At 69.3% G+C, this 10,836-nt stretch carries 12 protein-coding genes; 6 read left to right on the plus strand and 6 right to left on the minus strand.

From position 1 onward, the window contains the following. The first annotated feature begins 113 nt into the window (after positions 1 to 113). From CF68_RS29810 to CF68_RS29820, 3 genes are read left to right on the plus strand one after another with little or no spacing between them, the layout of a single operon-like run. Positions 114 to 683 (plus strand): low affinity iron permease family protein, encoded by a 570-nt coding sequence (locus CF68_RS29810; RefSeq protein ID WP_035826068.1) that lies wholly within the window; start codon positions 114 to 116, stop codon positions 681 to 683. A gap of 54 nt (positions 684 to 737) precedes the next feature. Further along, the gene (locus tag CF68_RS29815; protein WP_035826070.1) at positions 738 to 1,931 is read left to right on the plus strand and encodes a DUF3182 family protein; all 1,194 of its coding nucleotides are present in this window, start codon (positions 738 to 740) and stop codon (positions 1,929 to 1,931) included. After that, positions 1,918 to 2,784, plus strand: a complete 867-nt coding sequence (locus CF68_RS29820; RefSeq protein ID WP_035826072.1) for a S9 family peptidase — start codon at positions 1,918 to 1,920, stop codon at positions 2,782 to 2,784. The genes CF68_RS29815 and CF68_RS29820 overlap by 14 nt, the downstream gene beginning before the upstream one ends. A gap of 49 nt (positions 2,785 to 2,833) precedes the next feature. On the opposite strand, the gene CF68_RS29825 is transcribed toward CF68_RS29820, so the two are convergent. Continuing rightward, on the minus strand, positions 2,834 to 3,475 hold the full coding sequence (locus tag CF68_RS29825) for a ParB-like protein (protein ID WP_035826074.1): 642 nt from the start codon (positions 3,473 to 3,475) through the stop codon (positions 2,834 to 2,836). Then, positions 3,475 to 4,542 (minus strand): BON domain-containing protein, encoded by a 1,068-nt coding sequence (locus tag CF68_RS29830; protein ID WP_035826076.1) that lies wholly within the window; start codon positions 4,540 to 4,542, stop codon positions 3,475 to 3,477. The genes CF68_RS29825 and CF68_RS29830 overlap by 1 nt, the downstream gene beginning before the upstream one ends. 343 nt (positions 4,543 to 4,885) lie before the next feature. Between CF68_RS29830 and CF68_RS29835 the strand changes: the two genes are divergently transcribed. The 3 genes from CF68_RS29835 (at position 4,886) to CF68_RS29845 (ending at position 7,054) form a co-directional block, all read left to right on the plus strand. Next, on the plus strand, positions 4,886 to 5,743 hold the full coding sequence (locus tag CF68_RS29835) for an SDR family oxidoreductase (protein ID WP_035826078.1): 858 nt from the start codon (positions 4,886 to 4,888) through the stop codon (positions 5,741 to 5,743). 173 nt (positions 5,744 to 5,916) lie between these two features. Next, positions 5,917 to 6,351, plus strand: a complete 435-nt coding sequence (locus tag CF68_RS29840) for a hypothetical protein (protein WP_035826080.1) — start codon at positions 5,917 to 5,919, stop codon at positions 6,349 to 6,351. Further along, the gene (locus CF68_RS29845; protein WP_035826083.1) at positions 6,335 to 7,054 is read left to right on the plus strand and encodes a ParB-like protein; all 720 of its coding nucleotides are present in this window, start codon (positions 6,335 to 6,337) and stop codon (positions 7,052 to 7,054) included. Before CF68_RS29840 ends, CF68_RS29845 begins: the two co-directional genes overlap by 17 nt. Positions 7,055 to 7,128: 74 nt before the next feature. On the opposite strand, the gene CF68_RS29850 is transcribed toward CF68_RS29845, so the two are convergent. The 4 genes from CF68_RS29850 to CF68_RS29860 all read right to left on the minus strand — a co-directional run bounded on the left by CF68_RS29850 (position 7,129) and on the right by CF68_RS29860 (position 10,505). Further along, a complete protein-coding gene (locus tag CF68_RS29850) occupies positions 7,129 to 7,308 on the minus strand; it encodes a DUF3008 family protein (RefSeq protein WP_035826085.1) in 180 nt (59 codons plus the stop codon). A 159-nt stretch (positions 7,309 to 7,467) separates the two neighbouring features. Further along, positions 7,468 to 7,626 (minus strand): DUF3309 family protein, encoded by a 159-nt coding sequence (locus tag CF68_RS36690; RefSeq protein ID WP_013953922.1) that lies wholly within the window; start codon positions 7,624 to 7,626, stop codon positions 7,468 to 7,470. A 201-nt stretch (positions 7,627 to 7,827) separates the two neighbouring features. Further along, positions 7,828 to 8,484, minus strand: a complete 657-nt coding sequence (locus CF68_RS29855; protein WP_035826087.1) for a response regulator transcription factor — start codon at positions 8,482 to 8,484, stop codon at positions 7,828 to 7,830. Beyond that, positions 8,481 to 10,505 carry a type IV pili methyl-accepting chemotaxis transducer N-terminal domain-containing protein gene (locus CF68_RS29860; protein WP_035826089.1) on the minus strand — a complete coding sequence of 675 codons (2,025 nt, stop codon included), beginning with the start codon at positions 10,503 to 10,505 and terminating at the stop codon, positions 8,481 to 8,483. Before CF68_RS29860 ends, CF68_RS29855 begins: the two co-directional genes overlap by 4 nt. Between the last annotated feature and the right edge of the window lie 331 nt (positions 10,506 to 10,836).

Raw genomic sequence — 10,836 nt, forward strand, 5'->3', positions numbered from 1 at the left:
GGCGAAAACCGACCGCATGGCACCAAGCTAAAGAGCCACGCCCCGCCAAGCGCCATAAACCAACCAAATGACGCCAATCACAAACAAGCCACAACTCTGTGGGAGCGCCAACAATGAACAAATCCAGCCCAATCCCGCCAGGCATTGACCATCGCCCCGGTTCCGGCAAGCACTCCAGCGTGCTGCATGCCTTCGACCGCTTCGCCGGCGCGGCCACGCGCCAGGCAGGTTCACCCGTCGCATTCGTGCTGGCCGTCGGCGTGGTAGCCACATGGGCCATCACCGGCCCACTATTTTCCTATTCCGAAACCTGGCAACTGGTCATCAACACCGGCACCACCATCGTCACCTTCCTGATGGTGTTCCTGATCCAGCAGAGCCAAAACAAGGACGCAGTCGCGGTCCACCTGAAGCTCAATGAACTGCTTGCCTCGCACCGCGAAGCCAGCAATATGCTGGTGTCGATCGAAGACCTGGACGAGGAAGAACTGCGCCAGCTGGTGACCTTCTATCGCCACCTGGCCGAGCTGGCTGACAAGGAAGACGGTATCAAGTCGAGCCATTCGCTGGACGAGGCGCGCGAGAACCACGCCGCCAAGCGGCAGGCACGCGCAGCGCGCGGGCGCCGGCTGGCCGGCAGCGATGCCGGGAGCCGCTCACCCACCGTGGCACCCAGCTCTTAGCCCATGCGGCCCCTCCCACCCCATCGAGCGAGAGCCGCCAGCAAGGAGCCGCCCGTGTCCGAACCGAGTAAGACAACGCATCGAAAACGCGCCGCCCCGGGCAACCTGCCGGCGCGCAGCCGCGCGGTGATGGTCTACGGCTGCGAGACCCTGGGCAAGGCCGACAGCCACCATGGCACGACCCTTGCCAATATTGCCCGCAAGGTCGCTGACATCGCCGGTCTTGCCTTTGCAGGCGCCTACGCCGCGCCCGCTGCGGGGCTGCCTGTGCCATACCTGGTGCCCGCGCAGACGCTGGTGGGGCGCAAGCTGGCCCAGGACCTCGGCGTGCGGGACGCGGGCGACCTGTTTGGCGGCGTGGTGCCTTACGCCTTCGTGGCCACCAAGGCGATCACGCACGGCCTGGTGGCGCCCGGCGCCGCAGCGCCGCGGGGCTGGTCCGAGGACTTTGTGCGGCGCGTGGTGGGCGCGACCCTGCCGGGCTTTACCGCCTTCACGCTCAGCGATGCGCGGATTGCGGCAATGCGCCTGCTGGCGCTGGGGCCGGTACGGCTGAAGGAACCGTGTGGCGTCGGCGGGCTGGGCCAGCGCGTGGTGCACGACGAACGCTCGCTGGACGAGGCGCTCGCCGCGATGGCGCCCGACGTGGTGCAAGCCCATGGCCTGGTGGCGGAGCGCGACCTGGACGCGCCGCAGACCTACAGCGTGGGGCAGGTGGAACTGGCGGGCCTGCGGGCCAGCTATTGCGGCACGCAAGGGCTCACTGCCAACAATCACGGGCAGAAGGTCTATGGCGGCTCGACGCTGACGATGGTGCGCGGCGGCCTCGAGGCGCTGCTGCAGCATCCGTTCGACGCCCGCACGCTGGCCGCGGTGCGGGCCGCGATGGTGTACCACGAAGCCGCGCTGGCCTGCTATGGCGATGCCGGGGGCATGGTGCTGTCGCGCTGCAACTACGACGTCGCCTTCGGCCCGCCCGCGGGCAGCGCCGGCCACGGGCAAGTGCTTGGGGGCGTGCTGGAACAGTCCTGGCGTGTGGGCGGCGCGACCGGCGCCGAACTGGCGGCGCTGGCCGCGCTGCGCGAGGACCCGCGCCGCGCCCGCGTGGTGGCTGCCACGCGCGAGGTCTATGGCAAGGGCGTGCGCGTGCCGGACGACGCCGAGATCTACTTCCAGGGAGAGGACCGGCACGCCGGTCCGTTGACCAAATACGCACGACTGGAGCCTGAATCCGATGGCAACTCATGAAGACCTGCTGCAGATAGAAAGCGAAGGCGGCACCATTGCCGGCACCCTGATCAGCCCGCAAACCAGGCTGCCGGGCGTGCTGTTTGTCCACGGCTGGGGCGGCAGCCAGCAGCAGTACCTGGCCCGCGCGCGCAAGGTGGCGGGGCTGGGCTGTGTCTGCCTGACCTTCGACCTGACCGGGCACGCCGGCACCCAGGCGCAATACGAGACGGTCAGCCGCATGCGCAACCTGGCCGACGTGGTGGCAGCCTACGATGTGCTGGTGCGCCAGCCCGAAGTGGACCGCAACGCCATCGCGGTGGTGGGCAGCAGCTACGGCGGCTACCTGGCCGCGCTGCTGAGCACGCTGCGCCAGGTGCGCTGGATGGCGTTCCGCGCGCCGGCGCTGTACATGGACTCGGGCTGGGAACTGCCCAAGCGCCAGCTGCATCGCGAACAGGACCTGGTGGCCTACCGGCGCAGCGTGGTGCCGCCCGAGAGCAATCGCGCACTGCGCGCTTGCGCGGAATTTGCCGGCGACGTGCTGGTGATCGAATCCGAGCACGACCAGGTGGTGCCGCACGCCGCGGTGATGAGCTACGTGGATGCCTGCGTGCACGCCAGCTCCATGACCTACCGCGTGATCAAGGGTGCCGACCACGGCCTGACGGAAGAGGAAAGCCAGCGCGGCTACAGCAGCCTGCTGGTCAACTGGCTGCGCGAGATGATTACCGTCGCGCGGGCCGGCCCGGTCAGCGCCGAGCGCGCCGAGCCGCCTGCGGAGCGGCCCGCGCCGCAGGCGCCCACCGACGAGCTGGGCATGCCGCAGGCCGAGTCCGCCAGCGCTCCGGCGGCGGTATCCGGCGCGCAATAGCGTGGCTTGTGCCATGTCGATGGCAGCAGGCCAGGACGGCTGAACCCGCTCAGCACCCCAATGGGCCGATATAGCCCGGCAGGCCGCGCGCGCCCGCGGCGTGCGCCAGCCGGAACGCCTGCGCCAGCGCGATGGCAAAGTGATGCGGGGTGTCGAACGGGCCCGCCACGTGGCGGCGGAAATAGTCGGCCCACCGAAAATCCATATAGGCGGTCTTGACCTTGCGATAGCCGCCGGCCAGCTGCACGAAGGCCTCAAGGCTGCGATACGGGTCGTCGCGCATGTCGTGGATGCCGGCAGGCAGTTCCGTCAGCGGACGGCGGTGCCCGTGCTCGTCGTAAGGGTGGACCATGTGCTCGGCCACCATGTGGCGCCAGAACGCCGGCACGTCCATGTCGCTCAGGTCGGCGCGCACCACGCCCGGCACATGGGTGAGCCCGAGATCGTGCCAGGCGCGCACCCAGTGATGGTGATCGACCACGTACAGGGACTGTTCCGGACCGATCACCAGGTGTACGCGGTGCCGGTCCAGGAACGCGGCGCGGTCCTCCGGCGGCACGCGCCGGGTGACATGGACCTTCTGCGCGACGTGGTAGCCGCCTACCGTGATCTGAGTGGGATGCAGGGCATCCAGCGGCACCATCAGCTTGCTGCCCGGGCGCAGCTTGCGAGGCTGGCGGCGCGGGCGCATCAGCTCTTGTTCAGCGTGCGCTCGGGCGAGATCCCCGCAGCATCCGTGCCGGCCGCATCGTCGCCGCCGACCTCGGAGCCCGCGGCCCACGCGGCGCCTGGCTGGCGCTGCACGCGCAGGTGATTGTCCACCTCGGTGACGCCGAACACGGCATCGGCAATGTCCTCGATCACGTACTTCTCGCGGCGCTCGCGCACAGTGCCGTCCAGCGTCACCACGCCGTTGGCCACTTCCACGCTGACGTCGTGGACATCGACATACGGGTTCATCGCCAGGCGTTCGCACACATCCTCGCGTACGCGCTCATCGGCGCGGCGGTAGCCCTTGGGGCCAACCGGACGGCGCCCGGCGCGCTGGCCGCCTGGCGCTCCCGCTTGGCCCGCATAGGGCGCGTGGCGCCGGTAGCCCGGATCATCCGGATACACACGCTGGCCGCCGCTGTACGACTGGCCACCGCTGCCGGAATCGCCAAAATAGCCGCCGCCATAGCTCGGCTGGCCGGCGCGCTGCGCGCGGTCGCGTTCCATGCCTTCGCGCCAGTGCATGGCGCGGCCGCCGCGTTCACCCCAGTCTTCTTCACCGCCGTGCCAGCCGCGGCCAGGCTGGCGCGGTTCATCCTCATCGCTGAGTTCGCTGCGGCGTCCGCGCGGGCCGAAGCGGTCTTCATCGCGGTAGCCATAGCCCGATTCGCGTTCTTCGCTGCGATAGCCGCTGTCCTGCGGGGCCGGCCGGTAACCGCCGTAGCCGCTGCTGTACGGATGGCCGGTGCCGCCCGTATCGGCCGCGCCATAGCCCTGTTCGCCCCAACTGCCGCGGCGCTGGCCGGCAGGCGTGTCCTGCTGGTACCACGGGCCGCCATGGCGCGCAGACTCGCTGTCGCGGCCTGGAGGCGCGGATTGGCCGCTGCTCTCGCCGCGCCAGTCCTCACCCCATTCCTGTCCCCAGTCCTCCGAGCCGCTGCCCCGGCCCTGGTCGCGCGTCCGTTGCGCCGGGCTGCGCTCGCGGCGCTGCGTTTCGGTGCCGCTGCGGGGGCCGCTGCGGCTGCGCTCGTTGCGGAAGTTGAACATGGTTGCCTCCTGGCTGTGGGGCCCGGGCGTCCTCCGCCGCACTGCCTGGTGCGGCAGGCCCGTGCGGCAACTGCCGCAGGCGCGCCGGGCCGGTGACGTTCATGCCTGCAATGGCCGCAATATCCGTGCCCCGAGGCGCGCGCGGGGCTAGGCGGGCTGGCCGCCCGGGGCGCTGTAAGGATTGCCGGACGATGTAAGGGTTACGGGTGGCGTGTCAGCCACGGCCGCGGTCCGCGGCCGCGACGCGGCTGCCGCGGCCTGGCCCGGGCTCGCCGTTTGCGGCATGGAATTTGCGCGGCACCTGCAAGGGCCGCGGACGCGGCCGCGCAGACAGGAGCCAGCCATGTCCACACCGACCAGCATCCCGCCCCAGCACCAGTCGCGCCAACCTGGCCTGGAGTCCGCCATGCGGCCGCAGCCGGACAGCGGCGCCGACGACTATGTCGGCAGCGGCCGGCTGCGCGGGCGCGCGGCGCTGATCACAGGCGGCGACAGCGGCATCGGCCGGGCCATTGCGGTGGCCTTTGCGCGTGAAGGCGCCGATGTCGCCATCGCCTATCTCGATGAGCATGCCGATGCGCGCGAGACCGTCGAGCTGGTGGAGGGGGCGGGCCGCAAATGCCTGGCAATCGCCGGCGACCTCGCCGACCGCGCGCATGCCGAGGCCGTGGCGCGACAGGCGTTGCAGCAGTACGGCAAGCTCGACATCCTGGTCAACAACGCCGCCGAGCAACACCCCAAGGCCTCGCTGGAAGAGGTCGACGCCAGCCAGGTGGAGGCCACCTTCCGCACCAATGTGTTCGCGATGTTCCACCTGACGCGCGCGGTGCTGCCGCACCTGAAGGCGGGAGCGTCAATACTGAACACCACTTCGGTGACCGCGTATCGCGGCAGCAAGCACCTGCTGGATTATTCCGCCACCAAGGGTGCGATCGTGTCGTTCACGCGTTCCCTGGCGCTGCAGGTGGTCGAGCGCGGCATCCGTGTCAACGGCGTCGCGCCGGGCCCGATCTGGACACCGCTGATCCCGTCGACCTTCACCGCGGAGGAAGTGGCCGAGTTTGGCAGGAAGACGCCGATGGGCCGCCCGGGGCAACCGTTCGAGGTGGCGGCGGGCTTTGTGTTCCTGGCATCCGACGCAGCCAGCTATATCACCGGGCAGATACTGCACATCAACGGCGGCGAGGTCGTCAATGGCTGAGGAGTCAGGGCGAGGCATGTAGTTCCGGGGCCGCCTTTGCAAATATTGCACGCCGGCGCGCGCGCCATGCAGGCCGTGCGCGCGGCGTGCCGCACAGTGGGCGCAGGCGTGGCTCTTGCAATGTGGATGACAGCAGTCATGACCATCGCCACCATCAATGGGAGTCAGTCATCATGTCATCGATCGTAGCCGGACGTTTCGATTCGATTGCCAGCGCCGAAGACGTGGCACGGACCCTGTTCTCACGCGGCTTCTCCGTGTGGGACGTATCCATCATGTCGGTGGGGCAGGACAGTGCGTCGGACAGCGGCGCGGTGGACCACGTCATGCTGGCGGCATGCGTCAACAACGGCCTCGATTCCGTTGCCGTGGACGTGCTGCGCGAAGCCGGGGCGAGCGGGCTGGAATGCGCGCAAGGCAACTGGGAATGCGGCCAGTGGACGGATTTCAATCCCGCCCGCCACGGCGAGCCCGTACGCGGCGGCGAGGGTGAATACTGGCCGCGCCCGCTCGCACGCGAGGCGGTTGCCGAAGAGAGCACTGGCAACGAAGACCCGGGCAGCGAGCTTGAGCACTTCGTTGACCAGAAGCGTGCCGAGAACGACTGAGCGCCGCGCTGCCGCGGCCGACAGCGCTGAACACCGCGCGCCGCGCAGCCCGCGAGGCAAGGCCATTGCCGAACTGGCCCGCCTGCGCCCTACCCAGCTCACGCTGGGCTATGCCCACGTCAGCTACAAGATGGATGTCACGCAGCGCCACGCGAACCCGGACGACCACCAGGCCCTGCGGCGCTTCATGCGCCGCCATCGGATCAAGACCGTGGCCGGGCCGGGCGGGGGCCTCTATATCGTCGATCATCATCACTGGGCGCGGGCGTGGCTGGATCTCGGCTACGAGCAGGCACCCGTGCGTGTGCTGCATGACTTCAGCCGCCTGAGCGCGTCGGCGTTCTGGAAACGGATGCGCCATCTTGGCCATGTCCATCCCTATGACGAGCACGGCAAGCTGCTGGGCCCGAAGGCGCTGCCGTCCACCGTGCGGGGCATGCGCGACGATCCCTATCGCAGCCTGGCGGCCTTTGCGCGCGAGGCCGGGGCCTACCGCAAGCCTGGCAGCGCTGCCGGCGATTTCTCCTGGGCCGCCTTCCTGCGCGAGCGGGTGGAACAGGACCTGGGCAGCGTTGCGGGATTCGGGCTGGCGCTGGCGGAGTCGATCCGGCTGGCGCGCAGCGCCCTGGCAAGACGGCTGCCGGGCCATTGCGGCGGGTCGGTGAGGAGGAGAGTCGGGGGAAAGAAGGGCGGTGCCAGATAAGCAGGTGGCAGACCGCTTGGGGCTTGCTCTCTCTCCACGTGCGGGAGAGAGAGCAAGCCTGACGATCAACTGTCTTACTTGTGCTTCGGCAGGCTCTTGGTCTTGGTCGAAGCCATCTTGTCGAGTTCCTTTTCGCTCATCGACTTATACATCGAGCGGGAAGGTCCCTTGAGCGATCCGGCCTTCTTTTCGCCGCGCTTTGCGGAGAGCGCCGCTCCCGCGGCCTGCTGTTGCGCCTTGGATTTGGCTGGCATCTGAGTCTCCTTGCGAAATGGGAAGGAACCGGGCGATGCGGTAACACACGCCCGCGCTTCGTTATAGGGCGCCGGCGCGACAGCGACAAGGGTAGCCCCGCGCCGGCGCCGCTGCGTGCGCGTGCCGGCGTGCATCGCCCGCAGGCTGGCCGGGAAGCACTAGATCCGGCCAAGCACCACGAGCAGCACCACGATCAGGACGATCAGGCCCAGGCCGCCGCTAGGCCAGTAGCCCCAGCCGGAACTGTAGGGCCAGGCCGGCAGTGCGCCGAGCAGCAGCAGGACAAGAATGATCAGGAGGATGGTGCCGATTCCCATGGCGTGCTCCTTGTTTGTGGATCTCGCAAGCCGGGGGCTTCCGGACCGGGGTGGCCTCGGAGAGCCAACTGCTTACTGTTCAGCCTAGATCAGGGGGCGCCGGCATCCCCCCGGACTAGGGCTGATATCGGTGTAGGAATCGGACGACGCTGGGGTGTGGGGGGCACATGCAGGGCTGTCGTGGCGGACACTGCGCCGCGTTCAGCACGCTGCGTTAAGCCCGTGCTCGACGGCATAGACGGCCACCTGCACGCGGCTGGCCAGGTTCAGCTTCTTCAGGATGTTCTGCACGTGGATCTTCACCGTGCTTTCCGCCACGCCCAGGTCGCGCGCGATCTCCTTGTTGCTCTCGCCGCGCGCCAGGCCCTGCACGATCTCGCGCTCGCGCGCGGTCAGCCGTGGCGCTTCATCCTGGCGCGCCGCGGCCACCGGTGCGGGTGCGCGGAACTGGGCCACCAGCTTGGCGGTCATGCTGTCGGAGATGACCGGATCGCCGGCCGCGGCACGGCGGATGCCGGCGATCAGCGCCTCGGTCTCGATATTCTTGATCAGGTAGCCGCGCGCGCCGCCGCGCAGCGCGGCGGCCAGTTCCTCGGCTTCTTCAGACACCGTCAGCACGATCACGGCGGTCTGCGGCAGGTCTTCCACCAGCAGCTGCAGCGCCTCCAGGCCGGACAGGCCGGGCATGTTCAGGTCCAGCAGGATCACGTCGGGGCGGTGCTGCTTGGCGCGCTTGATACCTTCCACGCCGTCGGCGGCTTCGTCGACGATCTCGAAATCGGCCTGCCGCTGCAGCAGCGCGCGGATGCCGGAGCGGAACAGGGTGTGGTCGTCGATCAGCAGGATGCGGATGGTCATGGCTGGGTCTCGGTGGTCGTGGGGGCGGGGCGGGTGTCGGCGAGCTCGCGGGCGCCGGAGGAGCGGCCGGCGGGCAGCACCAGCTCGATGCGCACGCCGTGGCCGGGGCGGGCCCGCACGTGCAGCTGCGCCCCCAGCCGCGCCGCGCGCTCGCGCATGATGTTCAGGCCGATATGCGCTTCGGCGCGCGTGGCGATTTCCTCAGGGTCGAAGCCCTCGCCGTCGTCCTGCACCACCAGCCGGAAATCGCGGCCGTGGCTGAGCGCCACCGCCACGTGCGCCGCCATGGCGTGCTTGCGCACATTGGAGAGCGCCTCCTGCAGGATGAACAGCACCTGCAGCTGCTGCTCCGGCGCCAACGGCCAGGCGCCGCCGCTCTCGTCGATGGAGAGCGTGGCCTCGGTGCGGCATTGCCGGCGAAAGCGGCCCACGGTCTCTTCCACCGCCGGACGCAGCTCGCCGGTGCCGAGCCGCGAGCGGAAGTTGTTCAGCAGTTCGCGCACGTCCTGGTAGCTCTCTTCTACGCCGTGGCGCAGCATCGGCACGAGCTCGCGGGTCTCGGCCAGGTCGTCGCGCTCGACCGCGGCGTCCAGCAGCTGCACCTGCAGGTTCAGGTAGTTCAGGCCCTGGGCAATGCTGTCGTGCAGGCCCTGCGCCACCAGGTTGCGCTCTTCCACCACCGCCAGCTGGCGCGCCGTCGCGGACAGGCGCAGGTGTTCCAGCGCGGTGCCAAGGTGCTGGCCCAGTGTTTCCAGCATCTGGCGGTCTGACGGGGGCAGCGCGCGCGGCGTGCGGAAGTGCAGCGCGAACACGCCGGTGGCGCCGCGCTGGCTTTCGATGCGGAAGGCCGCCAGCGACTGGAAGCCGTTGCGGCTGCAGGGCGTGGCATCCCCGGCGGCGCCCTGGCGCTGCGCCGCGCGCAGGTCGACGATGGCGACCACGGCCTCGCGCGTGGCGTCGCCGCAATGGCAGGCGTTGGCCGCGGCGCAGGATTCGGATTCGGCCAGCGCGGCCGGCAGGCCGGCGGCTGCCAGCAGGTGCATCCTGCCGTGGCGGCTGTCCAGCACGCGCACGCTGCCGCCATCGGCATCGAACTGGCGCATCACGCGATCCAGGAAGCCGCGCGCCATGGCCTCGGCATCGGCGGCCTGGTTCAGGAAGGCGGCCATGTCGTAGAGCGTCTCCAGGTCGCGGTTCTGGCGCTCCAGCTCCGCGGTCTTCTGCGCCACGCGCGCCTCCAGGTCGTGGTACAGCCCCTGCAGTTCGCCGGCCATGCGGTTGAAGCCTTCACTGAGGGTGCCGAACTCGTCGCGGCTTTCCACCGGCAGGCGCAGCGAGAATTCGCGCGCCGCCATGCGCCGCAGGCCGTCCTGCAGCCGCAGCACCGGCAGGATGATCCACAGGTAGAGCAGGTAGATCACGGCCACGGTGCCCACGCACGCCATTGCCGCCAGCGCGATCTGCGACACACGCAGCCAGTCGGTCTTGCGTGCGCTGTCATGCTCGATCATGCCGACCAGGCGATCGGCCTGCGCGACGAAGCCGGGCAGCGCGGCGATATAGCGTGCCGGCACGGCATCGTTGCCCGGTCCGGCCACCGCCAGCGGGCGCAGCCGTTGTTGCCAGTCCTGCGTGACACGGGTCATCTGCGCATGGATGGCGGGTTCGTCCGGCAGGAACAGCGGGCGCGCCGCGTCGCCTTTCCGGAGCAGGGCCAGGGTGGCGTCCAGTGCCTGCACCTGTTCGGCCAGTGCATTGTCCTGGCGCGCCTGTGCCAGCGTCAGTTCGATCGCCACGCGGTTGGCGCGCATGCGCAGGCTGCCGGCGTCATTGATGGCGGCACCCGCACCTTCCAGCTTCCATGACAGCCACAGCGTGCCGGCAATCATGCCCAGCACCACCAGCAGCACGGCCAGCGAGAGCGAGATGATACGGGTGGAGAGGCGGTCGCGCAGCGCCGGCAGGCCGGCAGCGCCGGAGGCCGCCGTGGCGCTGGCGGCTGGAGGATCGGTTCGGAACATGGTGGTATCGGGGGCTACCGGTGGTGGAAGCCGGGTGGTGGCCCGGCGGCCAGCGCGTGCATGGCTGTGCTTGCATCGAGAGCAATTTTCCCTGCGCAGCAGGCGGGGCTTCCTGCGCCAGATCAAGAAAGTCCGGCTTTGGTGCGTGTATGTGCGGTCGGCGGCGCATCGGCGGATCCCACCAGACCTGTCACGTCGTGATATATCGCTCCGCCGCATGGGGCGAGGATATGTCGTCGGACTTGGCTGCGGTCAAATCCCCACGACCTGCCCTGGCGTAGTGTCCTGTTCCGCAGATAGCTTGCCATGAAATCGCCCAGTTGGCCGCCAT

Source organism: Cupriavidus sp. SK-4 (assembly GCF_000611125.1).
Classification (GTDB): domain Bacteria; phylum Pseudomonadota; class Gammaproteobacteria; order Burkholderiales; family Burkholderiaceae; genus Cupriavidus; species Cupriavidus necator.